Origin of the sequence: Arsukibacterium sp. (assembly GCF_018402695.1) — a bacterium.
GTDB lineage: Bacteria > Pseudomonadota > Gammaproteobacteria > Enterobacterales > Alteromonadaceae > Alishewanella.
This window is the reverse complement of sequence record NZ_JAGYIM010000009.1, coordinates 113,788-131,373: the sequence shown is the minus strand read 5'-3', so window position 1 is coordinate 131,373 and position 17,586 is coordinate 113,788. Positions and strand designations below refer to the sequence as shown.

Here is a 17,586-nt window from a genome sequence, read left to right as displayed (position 1 = left end):
ATGTTAAGGCAGACACAAAAAGGTTTTACCTTGCTTGAGGTAATGGTCGTTATCGTGATTCTGGGCATTATTGCCAGTATGGTGGTGCCTAATTTAATGGGAAATCAGGAGCAGGCAGCCCGGCAGAAAGTGGTGGTCGATATTCAGCAGCTGGAAAGTGCGCTGGACATGTACCGGCTACGCAATGGTTTTTACCCCACTACCGAGCAGGGTATTGAGTCGCTGGTAACAGCACCAACTTCGCAACCGGCACCGCGCTCATTCCCGGAAGGTGGCTTTATTCGTCGGTTACCGAAAGACCCGTGGAACGAAGACTATATTATGGTGAGTCCGGGTCAGCTGGGCCGGATTGATGTGTACAGCAAGGGTCCGGATCGGGTGGCCGGTACTGATGATGACATTGGTAACTGGAACCTGGACGCGGAAGAAAGCAGCGAAAATTAATGCCGACCATACTGCTTAGCCGGTTGCGCCAGACTGGTTTCACCTTACTGGAAGTGATGCTGGTAATGCTGTTAATCGGCTTACTGGCTACCACTGTCGTGCTGAACTTCAGTGGCGATTCGCCAGAGCAAAGGCTGACTAAAGAAACTGAACGGTTCCAGCAGGTTTTTCAGTTTATTGCGGAAACCGCGATGTTAAAACAGCAGGAATGGGGCCTGGTATTACAGGAAGGCAGCTACAGTTTTGTATATTTTGACGGTGAAAAATGGCTGCAGGCAGACGAGCCCAAAGCGGCTGAAACTTATGAGTTAGCAGAGGATATCCGGCTGCAACTGGAGCTGGAAGGGTTGCCAGGGGCTGAGCTTAGCTTGTTAAGCCAACTAAACTGGCAGGATGATGATGAGTTTGAAAACAGCGACAGCGAGCAGCCACCGGTACTGCCACAGGTGTTTATTTTATCCTCTGGTGAAGTCAGCCCATTCCGGTTAATGTTTCAGCTTGGAGAGCGTTTAGAACAGGTCAGTCAGACCGTAGGCACCGACTTCACCATACCGCTTACCCGTTCCGACGTTATCGCGGTGCGCTGATGAACAACCGCGGTTTTACCTTATTAGAACTACTGGTAGCAATGGCAATATTTGCCACTGCGGGTCTGGCGATTATGCAGGCCAGCTCGGGCCATATCCGGGCGCTGAGTCAGATTGAAGAGCTTACCATAGCGAGCTATGTCGCGAACAACCAACTGCAACTGGCGATGCTGGAGCCCGACTGGCCACCAAAAGAGATTTTGCAGGGTGAAGTTGAAATGGCTAACCGGCAATGGCTATGGCGGCAGCAGGCCACTACTGTGCCCGACGCTGATTTGCGCCAGTTGGAGGTCAGTATCAGTCTGGTTGAGCAACCCGATGACGTGCTGTTTCAACTCACTACATTTATAGGTAAACCCAGTGGTTAAACAGCACGGTTTTACCTTTATTGAAATGTTGCTGGCTACGGCAATTTTTGCCATGGTGGGGTTGGCCTCTGTTGCGGTATTAACCAGCGTGACCAATAGCGATGAATTATCGCAGGAGGCAACAGCAAGAATTCAGCAGTTGCAGCGCACTATGCTGCTGCTGGAACGGGATTTTATGCAGATCAGTACCCGTCATGTCCGGCTGGATGGTGAGGCGCCGGTAAAATACCGGTTGTATGGCGAGCAGTATTTGCTGGAAAGTGAAGATCATGGCCTCAGTTTCACTCGCCAGGGCTGGCGTAATCCGGGCCATATTTTGCCCCGGGCTGAAGTGCAATTGGTTGCTTACCGGCTGCAGCAGGGCGAATTGCAACGTTTATTCAGCCTTTACCCTGATGCCGTAGCAGGCAGTGAGCCAATGGTACAGGGGCTGCAACAAGATCTGACAGCATTTACCGTGAGCTACCTGCAAGGAGAAGAATGGCTGGAGAAGTGGCAGGACAGTGTTATGCCAAAAGCCGTAAAAGTAACGCTGACTCATGACTACCTTGGTGAAATAGAGCGGATATTTACTTTGCCCTCGGGCATGGTAGTGCAGCGCACTGCGATTGGCCCTAACCCTGATTCACCTGGTCAGAACCGGCAGGACAATAACCGGGACAGCCCGGCTGACCCGCGACAACCGGATGAGCAGCGGCGGGGACAGCGCTGATGCGACAAACTGAGCGCGGCGCGGCGCTGATCACCGTATTAATGATTGTGGCAATAGTGGTGGTGATAGCCGTCAATATGACCGGCCGCCTGCAATTACAGTTGCAACGCCAGCAAAATCTGCAACAGCAGCAACAGGCTTTCTGGTATGCGATGGGAGCAGAGCACTTTGCCCGGGTGCTGCTAAGCCGCAGTTTAAGCGGTGAAGAGACGGTTAACCTTGAGCAGGACTGGGCGCAAAGCGGTGCCAGCTTTCCGGTAGCGGATGGTAATATCGCCGGCGAAATTACTGATCTGCAAGCGTGTTTTAATTTAAATGCACTACAGCAAGCCGGCCAGCGTGGCCCGTCCGGCCGGATTGAGCAAACCGCAGCGCAGCGCAGTTTTAATCGGTTGCTGGAACTGGTTGCCACAGATTTATCGATACCGGCTGAATATTTGGTCGCACGGGTACACGACTGGCTGGATGAAGACAGTTTGCTCAGTACCGCTGGCAGTGCTGAAGAAGATGATTACGCCGCACTGCAGTTTCCTTATTACACGGCCAATTCGCTGATGGTATCGAACAGTGAGTTAAGGCTGATGCTGGATATTACCCCGGCTGATATGCAACTGCTGCTACCGTATATTTGCGTGATACCTGAAAATAATCAGCTGCAGTTAAATATTAATACCCTGACAGAGGAAACGGCGGTACTACTGGCCGCGCTGGTACCGGAGCTTACTGAAGCAGACGCGATTGATCTGCTGGCAGAGCGGCCGGAAGGCGGCTTTAGCAGTGTCGATGAATTATTGGCCTTACCACAACTTGCCGGTGTTGAAATGGCAGATGACGTAAAAGCGCTATTAACGATAAAATCCAGTTACTTTCAGTTACTCGCAACCACTTCTTATCTGGAAAGTGGTTTCGTGCTAACGTCGATATTCAGAGTAGATGATGAGAATACAGTCAGGGTATTGGCCCGGCGATTTGGAGGCCAGGGGTGAGTGAACAGTTAATTATCAGGCTGGGAAGCCGGGCAGGCCAGACTATTAGCTGGCTGGTTTGGGCCAGCCATAGTGATGAGGTCATAGCGTCAGGTGAAATAGCTAACGCCGGTGAGCTGCGGCAATTGGCAGAGCGTGTTGGTGCCCGGCCTGTTATTGCCCTGGTACCAGCGTCAGACGTGGTGTTAAAACAGGTGAGCCTGCCTACCCGGCCGACCCGGCAAATTTTGCAGGCGCTGCCTTATATGCTGGAAGATGAGCAGGCGGAAGATATTGATCAACTGTGGTTGGCGTTGGGAGAGCTGGCACAACAAGAGGGCCAGTATCAACAGCAAGTGGCCGTTGTGCAGCGACAGCGGATAGATTGCTGGCTAAGCTGGCTGCGAGAAGCCGGATTTAACGTGACGCGGATGTTACCTGATGCCCTGCTATTACCTGACAATCCTTTACCAGCGTGTATTGAGCTGAATGAACAGTGGCTGATCAAGCAAGGCCCCTGGCAGGCCAGTGCTATTGATAGTAGCTGGTGGCCCCAGTATCTGGCATTGGCAGCCCTGCCTAATATTGCCAGTTATAGCCCCTGAGCTAGCCGATATCATGCAATTACAGCAGAGTATGGAGCCCGAACTACCCCTGGCATTGCTGGCCAGGCAGCTGCAGCACATTAACTTTACCCTGCTGCAAGGGCCCTATGCACCAAAACGCCAGACCAACAAACACTGGCAAAAGTGGCGCAGCACGGCGGCATTGGCTGGTGTCTGTGTAGTGGTTTACCTGCTGGTGCAGGGTTTCTCAATTTGGCAACTGGATCGCCAGTTAACTCAGGTGCAGCAACAAAGTCTGGCCGAATACCGGCAAGCCTTTCCGGGTGAAACTGTGGTTAATTTATCCCGTCAGGTTGAGCAAAAGCTGGCAACAGTAGGTATGGGCAGCGAGTCTGCGGGTTTCCTGACATTGTTAAATGCGTTGCAACGCCAGCTGGCAGAGGTGGGAGATATTAACGTTGATAGTTTACGATTCGATGCCGCCCGCACCGAGCTCAGGTTCTCTGCCAATGCTGGTGGCTTTCAGAATTTTGAACGCTTAAAAACGGCACTGGAAGGTGCAGGCTACGTCATTGAACAAGGCGCATTAAGCAATGATGGCGCCAGAGTGCAGGGTACGGTAGTAATGCGGAGCAGAACATGAAGCAGCAAATACAGAACTGGTGGGCTAGTTTAGCGACCCGCGAGCAACAGCTGGTTAGTATCGCTGCTGTGGTGCTGGGTGTCGGCGCCCTGTATTGGTTTATCTGGCAGCCACTGCAACAAGGCTACGTTAATAAGCGACAAGCGTTAACTCAGGCTCAGCTGCAGCTGGCAAAATTACAGCAAGCGCTGCCACGGTTACAGCAGGCCGGTGCCAGTGACGGCAGAGTTGGGGGTAGTCTGGCGCAGATAGTCAGCAACAGTTCCCGGACTTATAACATCCGGGTTAGCCGGATGCAGCCGCAAAATGATCAATTGCAACTGGTGCTGGAAGATGTACCTTTCGAGCAGTTACTGCGCTGGCTGGACCAGCTGCAAAGTACTAATGGCGTGAAACTGGTCAGTCTGGATGTGGCAGATACCGACACCAGCGGCATTGTGCGGGTAAGACGGATGGTAATCGAATAGTATGAAGTATTGGAAATTAACGGTAGTCGCCGTAATCGCGTATTTGTTTTTTATGCTGTACTTGCTGCCCGCGGCATGGTTGGTGCATTGGCTGGGCTTGCCCGCCAATGTTAAACTCGGCCAGGTACAGGGTACGGTCTGGCAAGGTAGTGCTATGGTGGCACAATATCAGAACTTACAGCTACAGCAGCTACGCTGGCGTTTAAATGGCTGGTCACTTTTCCGGCTGGCACCACAACTTAATATCACGGCAGGCAGTATTGGTGAGCGAGAGCTGCCGTATGCCACGGCCAGTGTTGCTTACGGTTTCAGTGGCCTTAATATGCAGCAAGCGCTGCTACGTATACCTGTCAGCCAGCTTTTGCCTTTGTTAGAGCTACCCTTGCCAGTGGCGGCAACGGGTGAGCTAATGGTAGAGGTGCAGGAATTCCAGCAGGGGAAACCCTGGTGTAGCAACCTGGCAGGTAATGCTAGCTGGCTGGATGCGCGCCTGCAACCGCCTACTGGTACCTGGCTTGAACTTAACAGTATTGTTGCCGACTTGCGCTGTGAGCAAGGTAGCCCGGTACTGGTAACTGATGGCAATAACAGCCTGGGCCTGGCTGTGACGGCAGCGGTTGAAAATAACCGTTTAACCGTAAACGGCAGTTTAAAACCCGATGCCAGCCTGCCGCAGGAAGTACACCAGGCTATGCAATTTGTCGGAAGACCCGACGAGCAGGGCCGTTACACCATCAGGTTCTAGCCACGACTTACCGTGCGGGCAGCTAATTGGCCGTTGTCCGCAGTTTCGAATGAGCCAGAATATCCTGCAGCAACGGGGTATAATCAGTAATAGCCGGAAACTCGTTAATGGTTCTGGCGTGTTGCTGACTGTCCGGATTGGCTACAGCCAGCAAATGTTTAATGCCAAAGTTTTGAGCGGCAGTCAGGATCGGCAAGCTGTCGTCGACAAACAAGGTTGTATCATTTTTAAAGCCGAGCCGTTGCTGCAGTTTTTGCCATAATGCCCAACTTTCTTTGGTTACCCCAAATTCATGAGTGGAAATAAGGGTGTCGATATATTTGGCTAAATCGGTCCGCTCCAGTTTTAGCGACAAACTGTCGGGGTGAGCATTGGTGACCAGCACGATGTCACGGCCAGATTGTTTCAGCGCAGTTAAAAAAGCCGGAACGTCAGGTCGCATCTGAATTTTATCCATTACCTCGCGTTTCAGTTCGGTAATAGGCAATTGGAGCCGCTCGCCCCAGTAGTCGAGACAATACCATTGGATTTTACCATTTAGTTCAGCATATTCACTTTGTAGCTGAGCTTTGGCATCGGCCAGCGAAATACCGCTGATTTCAGACCAACGCAGGGGCAAATGTTCCAGCCAGAAATGATTGTCAAAGTGTAAATCAAGCAAGGTGCCATCCATATCCAGCAATACGGTGTCAATTTGTGCCCAGTCCAGCATAGGTTTTTCCTGTCATTCGTTTTATAGTAACCACAGCAGATTGTAACAGAGGGCAAGTAATGACGCAGCGCCATACGAACAAACAGGTACCGGAAATTCTGGCGCAGGAAATCGTAGCCCAAAGCAGATTATTCAAAATTGAGCAGTTGCAGCTTCGCTTCAGCAATGGCGAAGAGCGAACCTATGAGCGGATGCGGGGCTCGGGCCGGGGCGCGGTAATGATCATTGCCTGCCCTGATCCTGACCATTTTTACCTGATCCGTGAATACAGCGCTGGCACTCACGATTATCAACTGGGTTTCCCGAAAGGCTTAATTGATCCAGGCGAGGATATTCTTAGCGCAGCAAACCGGGAGTTAAAAGAAGAAATTGGCTTTGGTGCCGCTCGTTTTGTAACGTTAAAGTCACTGGCACTCGCACCGGGATATTTTAATGCTACAATGCATATAGTTATGGCCTTCGATTTGTATCCCGAGCAGCAGCAGGGAGATGAACCCGAACCGCTGGAACTTATCAGTTGGGCGCGCGGTGATAGTGACTTGTTATTGCAGCAAGCAGACTTTACCGAAGCAAGGAGCGTAGCAGCCCTGTTACTGGCACAGCAATTCCTGGAAGCAAACCCGGATGTTTTTAAGCAAACTGCTTGAGAGTGTAAAACAGACCGCCCGCGAAGCCGGACAGCATTTATGGCAGCTGTATCAAAGCGGTGACTTTGTTGCCGAACAAAAAGCCGATACCAGCCCGGTAACCTCTGCCGACCTTGCTGCCAACGCAATGATTATTGCCCGTTTGTCGGATTTAACCCCGGATATCCCGATAATATCTGAAGAAACGACCATTATGCCGTTAGCGCAGCGCCAGCATTGGCCACGTTACTGGCTGATTGACCCAATGGACGGTACGCAGGAGTTTGTTGCCCGAAGTGGCGATTTTGCCGTGAGTATTGCTCTGGTAGAGCATGGCTGGCCGGCCCTGGGCGTTATTTACTGGCCAAAAGAAGATATTCTCTATTACGCCACTCGTGGTCACGGCTCGTTTAAACAGCAGCGTAATTTAATTAACCGGATGCAGGTACACCAGCACCAGCAAGGTGAAGTACTGCGGATTGCCGTCAGCCGGCGTCAGCCGTTACAACCCATAGTTGCCTTGCTTAGCGAAAGGCAGACTGTCGAGTATATTCCGCTGGGCAGTTGCTCACTGAAAAGCTGCCTGGTGGCTGAGGGCAAAGCCGATTGCTATTTGCGGCTTGGCCCGACAGGGGAATGGGATACTGGCGCGGTGCATATCATTGTTGAGGAAGCAGGTGGCAAAATTCTTGATAGCCAGTTTGCGCCCTTGAGTTACAATCAGCGGGAAACCCTTGCCAACCCCGATTTTATGGTAATTGGCCAGGCAGAGTTGCCCTGGCGGGAACTGATTCAGGCGAAGCCAACCACCCGGCCATTAGTCTCATAAGCAGCCATTTATTTTGCATAACTTTGCTATAGGCCATGTAACACGCGGTTTTCTGCGGTTTTAACGCTAATCTCAACTATCTTTTTTCTGCTGAAAACGCTAAGATGCACGGGTATTTTTTGCGCAAAAACCAGGCAGTTGCCCAAAAAATAACATAATTAATAAGTCCGCTAGAGACTGCACCCTTACCTACAGTACCCTTAGGAGTTACATCATGTCCGATCTGGATCTGGGCCAATACGGCATTACAGATGTCACGGAAATCGTTTATAACCCATCATATGACTTATTGTTTGCGGAAGAAACCCGCAGCGATCTGCAAGGTTATGAACAAGGCAAACTGACCAAGCTGGGCGCGGTTTCGGTTGATACCGGTATCTTTACCGGCCGCTCCCCTAAAGATAAATATATCGTGCGCGATGACACCACCCGCGATACCGTCTGGTGGTCAGATCAAGGCAAAAACGATAATAAAGCGATCAGCACCGAAGTATGGACTGAGCTGAAGTCGCTGGTTACCCGTCAGTTATCAGGCAAACGTTTATTTGTGGTCGATACCTACTGTGGTGCCAATGCTGATACCCGGCTGGCCGTTCGTTTTATCACTGAAGTAGCCTGGCAGGCCCATTTCGTTAAAAACATGTTTATCCGGCCAACCGACGAAGAGCTGAAAAGCTATAAGCCAGATTTTATTGTGATGAACGGTGCTAAGTGCACTAACCCGAACTGGCAACAACAGGGGTTAAACTCTGAAAATTTCGTGGCCTTTAACCTGACTGAGCGGGTACAGTTGATTGGCGGCACCTGGTATGGCGGCGAAATGAAAAAAGGTATGTTCTCAATGATGAACTACTTTTTACCATTAAAAGGCATTGCCTCGATGCATTGTTCGGCCAACGTCGGTAAAGACGGTGATGTTGCAGTTTTCTTTGGCTTGTCTGGCACCGGTAAAACTACCCTGTCTACCGATCCAAAGCGGCAGCTGATTGGCGACGATGAGCACGGTTGGGACGATGATGGTGTATTTAACTTTGAAGGTGGCTGTTACGCCAAGACCATTAATTTGTCGCAGGAAAACGAACCGGATATTTACCACGCTATTCGCCGTGATGCCCTGCTGGAAAATGTTAGCGTAGCGGATGACGGCACGATTGATTTTGACGACGGTTCAAAAACTGAGAATACCCGGGTGTCTTACCCGATCTACCATATCGACAATATTGTGACCCCGGTATCAAAAGCCGGCCATGCCAAGAAAGTCATTTTCTTAACAGCTGATGCCTTTGGTGTGTTGCCGCCGGTATCAAAGTTAACGAAAGAACAGGCTAAGTATCACTTCTTATCAGGCTTTACTGCCAAGCTGGCCGGTACTGAGCGGGGAATTACCGAGCCTACTCCGACCTTCTCCAGCTGTTTTGGTGCGGCCTTTTTAAGCCTGCACCCGACTCAATATGCTGAAGTGTTAGGTAAGCGGATGGCCGCAGCTGGTGCTGAAGCTTATCTGGTCAATACCGGCTGGAATGGTACGGGCAAGCGTATTTCTATTAAAGCCACCCGGGCTATTATTGATGCAATTCTAGATGGCAGCATTGAAAACGCCGAGTTTGTGCAATTACCGTACTTTAATCTGGCTATGCCAAAGCATTTGCACGATGTGGAAGACGGTATTCTGGATCCGCGCGCAACGTACAGCAATGCGGCAGAATGGGAAGTTAAAGCGAAAGATCTGGCGAAACGCTTTGTCGATAACTTTGCCAAGTTTACCGATAACGCTGAGGGTAAGGCGTTAGTGGCCGCAGGGCCGCAAGTGTAATTGTACTGATATTATAAAGACGGGCCGCCATGTGCGGCCTTTTTTATTTCGGCTCTGGCAAAAAATAGTAGTAACTATTACTGGCAACAATATAGATACCCTACTAAGGTAGTTAGCGGTGCTGTCGCTAGATGTTGTTTAGTAAGACATTTCCTGTTGTTTAAGTAAAGTGGCGGTCGTTGAATAATAATAATCAAACAGTCAAGGGTAACCAATGTTGCGGTCTATAACCATTCAGAAACGATTACTGGTAGCCTTTGGTGCTTTAGCGCTGCTGTTGGCTCTAACTGGCTTGTTTAGCCTACAAAGTATATCTTCGGTAAGAGAACAAGCCAACTTTGTAGAAACTACAGTTGTCTCCGGCTTGTCGGGCATTGGCAGTCTTGGTACTAATATCAACCGGAACAGGGCACTGACATTGAGGTTATTGCTCTCGATTGACATTAAACAGGAAACTGAAACTTTTAATACTATCAAGAAAATAAGGGATGACATTAAGAGTGTTGAAGAGCCTTATGAAGCGACTATTTTTGACCCACAGGAACGGATTATCTTTAATAAGTATCTTGCCGCAAGACAGCAATACTTTGAGTTGCAGGATCAAGCCTTAGAGCTGTTACAAAAAGAGGAGCTGGGTGCTGCCCAGGATTTACTGGATCAGATGAATCCGGTAGCAAATGAGATAGCACAGTTGTTAATACAACTCGAAGATATTAATCAGCGCGCTGCAGAGGATGCCAGGGCTTCATCTATTGCCACCTTCAGCTCCGCAAAAATGGCGATAATTGTATTAATTGTAATAGCAGTAGCCATTGCCATAATCATTTCAATCATAATCTCCCGCAGCATCAGCCAGCCACTGGCACGTTCGGTAGTATCGGCCCGCTATATTGCTGATGGTGACCTTACGCAGCAAGTCAGTGTTGAAGGCAGTGATGAGCTAACTGAGTTAGCACAGGCCCTGGAGCAAATGCAGCAAAAGCTGCGGGATGCCATTGGCCATATTGCCAGTTCATCAAATCAATTGGCGTCAGCTGCAGAAGAGCTCAATGTGGTAACCGATGAGTCCGCTAAAGCGTTAATGCTTCAAAATGATGAAGTACAACAAGCGGCAACTGCCATTACTGAAATGAGCTCGGCAGTGGATGAAGTAGCGGGTACGGCGTTAAAAACCTCGGAGGCATCCTCACAGTCAGCAGGCTTGGCCAGAGATGGTACGCAGAAAGTAGTACAAACCAGCAAAGTTATTGAAAAAATGAATGCCGAAGTGCGTCAGAGTACTCAGGTGATTAATACCCTGGCAGAAAAAGTTTCGTCAATTAACCAGGTGTTGGAAGTTATCCGCAGTGTAGCTGATCAAACTAACTTGCTGGCGTTAAATGCCGCTATTGAAGCAGCCCGGGCTGGTGAAGCAGGACGTGGCTTCGCCGTGGTAGCAGACGAAGTGCGTAGTCTGGCATATCGCACGCAAACTTCTACTGGTGAAATAGAGCAAATGATCCAGCAAGTACAATCTTCAGCCAAAGAAGCAGTGGACGCCATGCAGTTGATCAGCGGTAATGCTGATAACGCACAGAGCGTGGCAAAATCTGCGGCAGATGCCTTGGAGCTGATTGCCGAGAATATTTCGGCAATCAGCGATCAGAACCATGTTATCGCTGGTGCGGCGGAAGAACAATCTAAAGTGGCGCGGGAAATTGACCGTAATATTGTGACTATTAGTGATTTAGCCTCACAAACGGCCGATGGCTCCAGTCAGACCAGTGCCAGCGCAAGTGAACTAACCCGCCTGGCAGTGCAGCTGAACGAATTGGTGAGTAAATTCAAGGTGTAGCGTTTTCTACAGAAAAAACAGGCCGCGGTTGCGGCCTTTTCGTTCAAGCCCTGCTTATGTTCTGGTTTAGGTTTAAAACGAGAGATCTGGCGAAACGCTTTGTTGATCACTTCGCCAAGTTTACCGATAACGCAACGGGCAAGGCGTTAGTGGCTGCAGGACCGCAACTGTAACCAACAAAAGTTGTTAACAAAAGCTAACCTTCGGGTTGGCTTTTTTGTTTTTAGAGCAAATGAGTTAATTTTTTATCAATATAAACATTTTAATTGTTTACTTTTGAATTCATTTGAATACAATCTTTGCTATGTGAACACGGCTAAACGATGACAGGGAGTGCACAATGAGCAGCAAAACGGTACCTTTCAGCGCCCGGATAAGCATTGAAGATGCCGAATTTATCAGCACGCTGGAATATGATGGTGCCCATACCCCGTCAGATAAATTGCGGGCACTACTGGCGGAAACCCGGCGCAAACATGCCAGTTACCCCGACTATGGCCATAACCTGGCGCAAATGCAGGAATGGCTGGGGCAAATGAAACGTCAGGTATTAATTCGCCAGCAGCAACTTAATCAGCAGGCCGAACCCGTATTGCGTGTGCTGGATGCATTACCTGATTTACTGGCCACGCTACAAACTATGGCGGCACGTTGCCCGCAGCTGAACGTGCGGGAAATGCAGCAAACAGAGCAAAGTGTGCTGCAGAAAATTTACCGGATAAATGAATTGTTATTACCACTTGCCATTACGCAGGGCAAGGAGGAAGACAATGACTTGCAACAGGGTTTATATGCCCTGGCAACGTTAATAAATGACCACAGAATGGCAATACAAGGAGAGCAGTGATGAGCGAAAGTATTACCCGCCGGGTTGCCCGGTTAGTCAGCGGCAGTGTTAATGCATTGGTCGATGCTGTCGAAAGCAGCGCACCCGAGGCCGTAATGGAGCAAGCCATTCGTGAGCTGGATGCGGCAATTGCGGATACCCGAACAGAATTGGGGCAGCAAGTTGCCCAAAAGCATCTGGCCAGTAAAAAGTTAATGGAAGAAAACAGTCGCTATGAATTGCTGACGGGCCAGCTGGATGTTGCTGTGGCTAATGGCCGTGATGATTTAGCGGAAGCCGGCATTGCCCAACAAATGGACATTGAAGCCCGAATTCCGGTGCTGGAAGCGTCTATCAGCGATTGTGCTAATCGTGAAAAGGAACTGGAGGGCTTTATTCAGGCATTGCAGGCGAAAAAGCGGGAAATGAAAGCCGAACTGACGGCCTTTATACAAGCTCAGGCCTCAAAAGCCAGTACTACGGTGGCGGGTGGCAATAGCGCTGACAATGCCACCAATAAAGCAGAGCGGGCAAGCGATGCTTTTGGCCGGGTGCTGGAAAAAGCCTCGGGCATAGCCGGACGGGATACCGGCCTTGCCAACGCAGGTAAGCTGGCAGAGCTGGAAGAGTTGGCGCGTAAAAACCGGGTGGCAGAACGACTGGCGGCACTTAAGGCTGGTAAAAGCTGATGTTAAGTCTGGCACTGGCCAGTGAGAATCTGGTATTCAGTATTGCCCTGGTGCTGATGTTAATGATTGCGGTGCTGGAGGGGGTCGCAGCACTGTTCGGTGCTGGCATGTCATCAGCATTGGAAAGCCTGTTACCAGAGTCAGAATTAAGCCCCCATGCCGAAGTTGGCGCATTCGAGGCTGATTCGGCGCTTAGTCGTTTTCTTGGCTGGTTGCGGATTGGCGAAGTGCCAATTCTGATGTTGCTGGTAATCTTTTTACTGAGCTTCGGTTTAGCTGGTTTATTACTACAGGGGCTGCTGGCGACACTGACCGGTAGTCTGGCGCCGGGCTGGCTGGCTGTTCCGGTGGTGTTTCTATTGAGCTTGCCTGTCGTAAGGCTGGGTGGCGGCATTTTGCAGGCTATTATGCCGCGGGATGAAACCACTGCTGTCACCGGCGATAGCCTGCTGGGCCGGATTGCCGTGATTACCCTGGGTACCGCCCGCAGCCAGTATCCGGCAGAAGCCAGGGTAAAAGATCAGCATGGTTATAGCCACTATCTGCAACTGGAGCCTGATACTGAAGGTGACGAGTTTGAGCAGGGCACAGAAGTTTTACTGCTATCCCGCCAGGGTGCAGTTTATAAGGGGATCAGGAATTCCAATCCTCATTTGTCAGATCAGGACCCAAACCGGTCTTAATAAAACGGCAAGACATTTTTCAAAAGGAGCAGTAAATGTTGGCAATGAATTTGATTGATATTTTAATTATCGCTGGTGTGGCACTGGTAGCATTATTGGTGCTGGGGATGATTCTGGCACGACTATACAAAAGGGCAACGAAGGAAATTTCGTTCGTCCGTACCGGTTTTCGTGGCGAAAAAGTTATTATGAACGGCGGTGCCATTGTGCTGCCGGTGTTACATGAAATTATTCCGGTGAATATGAATACCCTACGCCTGGAAGTGCGCCGGGCTAACGAACAGGCCCTGATCACCCGCGACAGGATGCGGGCGGACGTTACGGCTGAATTTTATGTCAGGGTTAAACCAACAGTAGATGCGATTGCTAATGCTGCGCAAACGCTGGGCTTAAAAACCATGAATCCGACCGAACTAAAAGAGCTGGTTGAAGGTAAGTTTGTCGATGCGTTACGCTCGGTTGCTGCAGAAATGGCAATGGAAGAGCTGCATGAAAAACGGGTCGACTTTGTGCAGAAAGTACAGCATGTGGTGTCGGAAGATCTGCTGAAAAATGGTTTGGAACTGGAGTCGGTATCACTAACCGGTCTGGATCAGACGGCATTTGAACACTTTAATCCGCAAAATGCCTTTGACGCTGAAGGCTTAACCAAATTGACACAGGCGATAGAATCTCGCCGCAAAATCCGTAACGATATTGAACAAGAGACAGATTTAGCGATTAAAACGAAAAATCTGGAAGCGGAACGGGCGAAGCTTAACATTTCACGGGAAGAGGAATATGCTCGCTTAGAGCAGGAGCGTGAAGTGTCTATTCGCCGGGCGTCGCAAATGGCAGAAATTGCCCGCGAGCAGGCTGAAAAAAAGCGCGAAGCAGAAGAAGCGCAAATAGCCTCGCAACGTGAAATCGACTTAAAGCGGATTATGTCTGAGCGCGATATCGACAACGAAAATATCCAGAAAGACCGGGCCGTGCGGGAAATGGATATCGCCAAACAGCGAGCAGTTGAACAGGCAGAAATAGAACGGCAAAAAGCGGTAGAGCTGGCATCACAGGATAAGTCGATTGCCGTGGCTGAGAAGTCACGCGCAGAATCGGAAGCAAAAGCAGAAGCAGACAAAGCCCGGGCCCTGGCAGTGAAACAGGAGGAAGGTGTTGTCACCGTGCGCCAGACTGAGCAGGCCGAGCGGGCAAAACAGGTTGATCTGATTATGGCACGGCAGCTGGCAGAGAAAGAAGCTATTCAGTTGGTTGTCGCTGCTGAAGCTGAGAAAAAGGCTGCGGAAGATCAGGCTGAGGCTATGCGAGTGGCGGCACAAGGCCAGGCAGACAAAGAGCGGTTGACGGCAAAAGGTCAGGCCGATGCAGAGCTGTTACTGGCTGATGCCAAAGCACGTAGTTATGAAGTGGATGCTGAAGGTAAAAAAGCCATTAACGCTGCTGCTAATATGCTGTCGGTAGACCAGATTGCGATGCAGATCCGCCTGGCGCTAATCCAGCAACTACCGGAAATTATTGCGCAAAGTGTCAAGCCAATGGAGCAAATCAGCGACATTAAGATTTTGCAGGTAAATGGCATGGGCGCGCAGGGCGGAGGCAACAGCGCAGAGGCCGGCGCTGCAGACGCAGGCAATGGCTCCCTGGCTGATCAGGTAGTGAACAGCGCGCTGCGGTACCGGGCACAAGCGCCGATCCTTGATTCATTGTTATCAGAAATTGGTTTAAAGGCGGGTGACATCAATGGCATGACAGAGGCCTTGCAAGCGCCGTTAAAACAGTAATGGTATCTAAAGGCATAACAGGCTGCATTTGCAGCTTGTTGCCGTTCAGTTTCAGGTTATTCTCTTGTGCTACAGTTATGGCCAGCAATGTAGTGGTTTTCAGGCGCAGGAGGTGCCAATAAAAATGTCTGACCTGATTTTTAGCGCGAGTACTGGTCTGGCGTTATTAGCCGTGGCGTTGTTATTTGGCCAGCCTGAGGCTGACAATTTAACCAACAGTCATTCAGAAAGCGCGCAACACTATGCCCCTGGCTGGCAGCCAATTGATGGCACCGTGCTTACTGAGCATTGCCCTGCAAATGATTTATACGATTATCCATTCCAGCAGTATTGTCATAACGTGGTATTTGCCTGGGGCGGTGGTGATTTAGATGAAAGCACTGGCCGGTTGTATATTTGGGGCGGTGGTCATAATGATTATTATGGCAACGAGGTATACCAGCTGGATGCTATCAGCGGCGAGCTGCACCGGTTGACAGAGCCGGCACAACCGGCGGCTCCGGATACCACACCAAGACTGACTGAACTGGCGCCGTTTGACGGCAGCCAGCCAAACTCCCGTCATACTTATGATGGTCTGGCGTTTATCAGTAATGAAGGGGTGCTGTGGGCGTTTTCCGGTGCGTTGGCGGGTCGGCATGCTGGTGGCGCAGACCCCAATACCTGGCTATTTGACCCTGATGCCAACCGTTGGCACAAAGATACGGCAAGTGGCGACATCCCGCGGGGGGCTTTTGGCGTGGTCGCTGCTTATGATAGTAAAACCGGTTTGGTGTTTTTACATGACAGGTCTGCATTATACAGTTATCAATATCACGCCGAGGGTGGTATTTATAAAAAGCTTAACGGTAAAGGAGGTTTAGGGCTTGGCGTTAATGCGGCAATTGACCCGGATAGCCGCAAGATGCTGATAATTGGTCAGAAAAAACAAATACTCTATGATTTAACGGCAGCAACGGGCTATCGGCGGACAGCGATACCGTTAAAGGGTGATGCTCAGTTTATCGAAAAGTTTCCGGCGCCGGGCTTAACGTACAACAGTAAGGATGGCCACTTTTACGCCTGGCCGGGCGATGGCAAGTTATACAAATTTGATTTAGCCAGCTTAAGCTGGCTGGGCATTCCAATTGCAGATGATCCAGGGCCACAGGTGCGGCACGGTACCTTTGGCCGCTTTGCGTATGTAAAGGCACTGGATGGCTTTGTATTGTTGAATAATCCGCGCCAGCCCGCTTATTTTTTAAAGCTGCCGGCGCAGTAACAACGATTATTTAATCATCCGACAGGTTTTTCAGGCGGTGTTCCCAGCGTCTTTTGGCGAAGCGACGCATATTGGGAATGTCATCGGTTTCGTCCATTATCGGCTGGCCAATAATGGTTTCAATCACATCTTCCATGGTGACTAACCCCAGCCAGGTGCCGTATTCGTCGTACACCAGACACATATGCTGGCGTTCATGCATTAGCTGGGTCATCAGGTGTTCGGCACTCATTTTGTCTGATATCACTTTTACCGGCTTCATTAAATCAGCCACTACCTGCTGCTCAGTGATATTCAGCATATCGTAGCGAAACACGATGCCCAGCGGCGATTCATCTTTATCTATTACCGGGTAGCGTGAAAACTGACCAATTTTAACCCGTTCGGCAAACTGCTCAAGCGGCTCGTCCGGGCTGGCACTTTCGCAGACAGTGCGCGGGGTCATAATATCGCGTACTTTAATGTCGTGCAGGTCAAGAATATTAGCAATAACCCGTTGTTCATCCTCATCGAGTTTATTCATTTCCCGGCCCAGCACAGTAAGCGCCTTAATTTCCTGACGCAGGTCGTGCTCGTGGCTGCCACCACCAAATAATTTCATTATCTGATCTGACAGCCAGATAAAGGGCCGCAGCACCGTAATCATAATATTAAGCGTTACCGGCAATAGCGGCGCCAGGGCAGGCCAGTAGCGGGCACCAATAGTTTTTGGAATGATCTCAGACAGCACTAAAATAAGCAGAGTCATTACCGCCGAAGCAATACCCAGATAGCCGTCACCAAACACCAGCGTAACCTGGGCACCAACCCCGGTAGCGCCAACAGTATGGGCTACCGTATTCAGGGTTAAAATAGCCGCCAGCGGCTGGTCTATTTTTTCTTTTAAGCCCTTCAGCTTGTTATAAAGTTTAGGATTCTGAAGTTTTTGCTGGGCAATATAACTGGGAGTGATGGAAAGCAGGGCGGCTTCCAGAATGGAGCAAATAAACGATACCGCGATAGATAAAACTGCGAACGCAATTAACAGGCTCATAC

20 protein-coding genes are annotated in these 17,586 nt (G+C 50.1%); 18 read left to right on the top strand and 2 right to left on the bottom strand.

Going from position 1 to position 17,586, the window contains the following annotated elements; translation table 11 throughout:
• Genes gspG through KG631_RS02675 form a run of 9 tightly spaced genes read left to right on the top strand, consistent with a single transcriptional unit; the run spans window position 1 to window position 5,497 of the window.
• The gene (gspG, locus tag KG631_RS02710; RefSeq protein WP_213995099.1) at window positions 1–444 is read left to right on the top strand and encodes a type II secretion system major pseudopilin GspG; all 444 of its coding nucleotides are present in this window, start codon (window positions 1–3) and stop codon (window positions 442–444) included.
• Window positions 444–1,031: a type II secretion system minor pseudopilin GspH gene (gene gspH, locus KG631_RS02705; RefSeq protein WP_213995098.1), complete on the top strand. Its 588-nt coding sequence runs from the start codon at window positions 444–446 to the stop codon at window positions 1,029–1,031. The genes gspG and gspH overlap by 1 nt, the downstream gene beginning before the upstream one ends.
• Entirely contained in the window at window positions 1,031–1,399 is a 369-nt protein-coding gene (gene gspI, locus KG631_RS02700) for a type II secretion system minor pseudopilin GspI (protein WP_213995097.1), read from the top strand. The genes gspH and gspI overlap by 1 nt, the downstream gene beginning before the upstream one ends.
• Complete coding sequence (gene gspJ / locus KG631_RS02695) at window positions 1,392–2,111, top strand: type II secretion system minor pseudopilin GspJ (protein ID WP_213995096.1); 720 nt, start codon at window positions 1,392–1,394, stop codon at window positions 2,109–2,111. Before gspI ends, gspJ begins: the two co-directional genes overlap by 8 nt.
• Window positions 2,111–3,097, top strand: a complete 987-nt coding sequence (gspK, locus tag KG631_RS02690) for a type II secretion system minor pseudopilin GspK (RefSeq protein ID WP_213995095.1) — start codon at window positions 2,111–2,113, stop codon at window positions 3,095–3,097. The genes gspJ and gspK overlap by 1 nt, the downstream gene beginning before the upstream one ends.
• Window positions 3,094–3,681: a type II secretion system protein GspL gene (gene gspL / locus KG631_RS18700; RefSeq protein ID WP_365868082.1), complete on the top strand. Its 588-nt coding sequence runs from the start codon at window positions 3,094–3,096 to the stop codon at window positions 3,679–3,681. The genes gspK and gspL (KG631_RS18700) overlap by 4 nt, the downstream gene beginning before the upstream one ends.
• Window positions 3,682–3,694: 13 nt before the next feature.
• Window positions 3,695–4,285, top strand: a complete 591-nt coding sequence (gene gspL, locus KG631_RS18695; RefSeq protein ID WP_301003550.1) for a type II secretion system protein GspL — start codon at window positions 3,695–3,697, stop codon at window positions 4,283–4,285.
• Window positions 4,282–4,752 carry a type II secretion system protein M gene (locus KG631_RS02680; protein WP_213995094.1) on the top strand — a complete coding sequence of 157 codons (471 nt, stop codon included), beginning with the start codon at window positions 4,282–4,284 and terminating at the stop codon, window positions 4,750–4,752. Before gspL (KG631_RS18695) ends, KG631_RS02680 begins: the two co-directional genes overlap by 4 nt.
• Before the next feature lies 1 nt (window position 4,753).
• Window positions 4,754–5,497 (top strand): type II secretion system protein N, encoded by a 744-nt coding sequence (locus KG631_RS02675; RefSeq protein WP_213995093.1) that lies wholly within the window; start codon window positions 4,754–4,756, stop codon window positions 5,495–5,497.
• 22 nt (window positions 5,498–5,519) lie between these two features.
• Here KG631_RS02675 and yrfG read toward each other — a convergent pair whose 3' ends face one another.
• Window positions 5,520–6,209, bottom strand: a complete 690-nt coding sequence (gene yrfG, locus KG631_RS02670; RefSeq protein WP_213995092.1) for a GMP/IMP nucleotidase — start codon at window positions 6,207–6,209, stop codon at window positions 5,520–5,522.
• Between the two features lie 59 nt (window positions 6,210–6,268).
• Here yrfG and nudE point away from each other — a divergent pair, with 59 nt between their 5' ends.
• The 9 genes from nudE to KG631_RS02625 all read left to right on the top strand — a co-directional run bounded on the left by nudE (window position 6,269) and on the right by KG631_RS02625 (window position 16,551).
• Window positions 6,269–6,856 carry an ADP compounds hydrolase NudE gene (gene nudE / locus KG631_RS02665; protein WP_213995091.1) on the top strand — a complete coding sequence of 196 codons (588 nt, stop codon included), beginning with the start codon at window positions 6,269–6,271 and terminating at the stop codon, window positions 6,854–6,856.
• Window positions 6,834–7,664, top strand: a complete 831-nt coding sequence (gene cysQ, locus KG631_RS02660) for a 3'(2'),5'-bisphosphate nucleotidase CysQ (RefSeq protein WP_213995090.1) — start codon at window positions 6,834–6,836, stop codon at window positions 7,662–7,664. Before nudE ends, cysQ begins: the two co-directional genes overlap by 23 nt.
• Window positions 7,665–7,878: 214 nt before the next feature.
• Window positions 7,879–9,477, top strand: a complete 1,599-nt coding sequence (gene pckA / locus KG631_RS02655; protein ID WP_213995089.1) for a phosphoenolpyruvate carboxykinase (ATP) — start codon at window positions 7,879–7,881, stop codon at window positions 9,475–9,477.
• Between the two features lie 214 nt (window positions 9,478–9,691).
• On the top strand, window positions 9,692–11,311 hold the full coding sequence (locus KG631_RS02650; RefSeq protein ID WP_213995088.1) for a methyl-accepting chemotaxis protein: 1,620 nt from the start codon (window positions 9,692–9,694) through the stop codon (window positions 11,309–11,311).
• A 340-nt stretch (window positions 11,312–11,651) separates the two neighbouring features.
• Window positions 11,652–12,158 carry a hypothetical protein gene (locus tag KG631_RS02645; protein ID WP_213995087.1) on the top strand — a complete coding sequence of 169 codons (507 nt, stop codon included), beginning with the start codon at window positions 11,652–11,654 and terminating at the stop codon, window positions 12,156–12,158.
• Window positions 12,158–12,826 (top strand): PspA/IM30 family protein, encoded by a 669-nt coding sequence (locus KG631_RS02640; RefSeq protein ID WP_213995086.1) that lies wholly within the window; start codon window positions 12,158–12,160, stop codon window positions 12,824–12,826. Before KG631_RS02645 ends, KG631_RS02640 begins: the two co-directional genes overlap by 1 nt.
• Window positions 12,826–13,509, top strand: coding sequence for a YqiJ family protein (locus KG631_RS02635; RefSeq protein ID WP_213995085.1), 684 nt, complete (start codon window positions 12,826–12,828; stop codon window positions 13,507–13,509). The genes KG631_RS02640 and KG631_RS02635 overlap by 1 nt, the downstream gene beginning before the upstream one ends.
• Before the next feature lie 35 nt (window positions 13,510–13,544).
• The gene (locus KG631_RS02630) at window positions 13,545–15,290 is read left to right on the top strand and encodes a flotillin family protein (RefSeq protein ID WP_213995084.1); all 1,746 of its coding nucleotides are present in this window, start codon (window positions 13,545–13,547) and stop codon (window positions 15,288–15,290) included.
• A gap of 124 nt (window positions 15,291–15,414) precedes the next feature.
• A complete protein-coding gene (locus tag KG631_RS02625; RefSeq protein ID WP_213995083.1) occupies window positions 15,415–16,551 on the top strand; it encodes a hypothetical protein in 1,137 nt (378 codons plus the stop codon).
• A 10-nt stretch (window positions 16,552–16,561) separates the two neighbouring features.
• On the opposite strand, the gene KG631_RS02620 is transcribed toward KG631_RS02625, so the two are convergent.
• Window positions 16,562–17,584, bottom strand: coding sequence for a hemolysin family protein (locus tag KG631_RS02620; RefSeq protein WP_213995082.1), 1,023 nt, complete (start codon window positions 17,582–17,584; stop codon window positions 16,562–16,564).
• Window positions 17,585–17,586: the final 2 nt, after the last annotated feature.

Bases quoted from the DNA above. Each gene is read 5' to 3' on its own strand.
- gspG (WP_213995099.1), top strand. From the start codon at position 1: ATGTTAAGGCAGACACAAAAAGGTTTTACCTTGCTTGAGGTAATGGTC.
- gspH (WP_213995098.1), top strand. From the start codon at position 444: ATGCCGACCATACTGCTTAGCCGGTTGCGCCAGACTGGTTTCACCTTA.
- gspI (WP_213995097.1), top strand. From the start codon at position 1,031: ATGAACAACCGCGGTTTTACCTTATTAGAACTACTGGTAGCAATGGCA.
- gspK (WP_213995095.1), top strand. From the start codon at position 2,111: ATGCGACAAACTGAGCGCGGCGCGGCGCTGATCACCGTATTAATGATT.
- gspL (WP_301003550.1), top strand. From the start codon at position 3,695: ATGCAATTACAGCAGAGTATGGAGCCCGAACTACCCCTGGCATTGCTG.
- KG631_RS02680 (WP_213995094.1), top strand. From the start codon at position 4,282: ATGAAGCAGCAAATACAGAACTGGTGGGCTAGTTTAGCGACCCGCGAG.
- KG631_RS02675 (WP_213995093.1), top strand. From the start codon at position 4,754: ATGAAGTATTGGAAATTAACGGTAGTCGCCGTAATCGCGTATTTGTTT.
- yrfG (WP_213995092.1), bottom strand. From the start codon at position 6,209: ATGCTGGACTGGGCACAAATTGACACCGTATTGCTGGATATGGATGGC.
- nudE (WP_213995091.1), top strand. From the start codon at position 6,269: ATGACGCAGCGCCATACGAACAAACAGGTACCGGAAATTCTGGCGCAG.
- cysQ (WP_213995090.1), top strand. From the start codon at position 6,834: ATGTTTTTAAGCAAACTGCTTGAGAGTGTAAAACAGACCGCCCGCGAA.
- pckA (WP_213995089.1), top strand. From the start codon at position 7,879: ATGTCCGATCTGGATCTGGGCCAATACGGCATTACAGATGTCACGGAA.
- KG631_RS02650 (WP_213995088.1), top strand. From the start codon at position 9,692: ATGTTGCGGTCTATAACCATTCAGAAACGATTACTGGTAGCCTTTGGT.
- KG631_RS02645 (WP_213995087.1), top strand. From the start codon at position 11,652: ATGAGCAGCAAAACGGTACCTTTCAGCGCCCGGATAAGCATTGAAGAT.
- KG631_RS02640 (WP_213995086.1), top strand. From the start codon at position 12,158: ATGAGCGAAAGTATTACCCGCCGGGTTGCCCGGTTAGTCAGCGGCAGT.
- KG631_RS02635 (WP_213995085.1), top strand. From the start codon at position 12,826: ATGTTAAGTCTGGCACTGGCCAGTGAGAATCTGGTATTCAGTATTGCC.
- KG631_RS02630 (WP_213995084.1), top strand. From the start codon at position 13,545: ATGTTGGCAATGAATTTGATTGATATTTTAATTATCGCTGGTGTGGCA.
- KG631_RS02625 (WP_213995083.1), top strand. From the start codon at position 15,415: ATGTCTGACCTGATTTTTAGCGCGAGTACTGGTCTGGCGTTATTAGCC.
- KG631_RS02620 (WP_213995082.1), bottom strand. From the start codon at position 17,584: ATGAGCCTGTTAATTGCGTTCGCAGTTTTATCTATCGCGGTATCGTTT.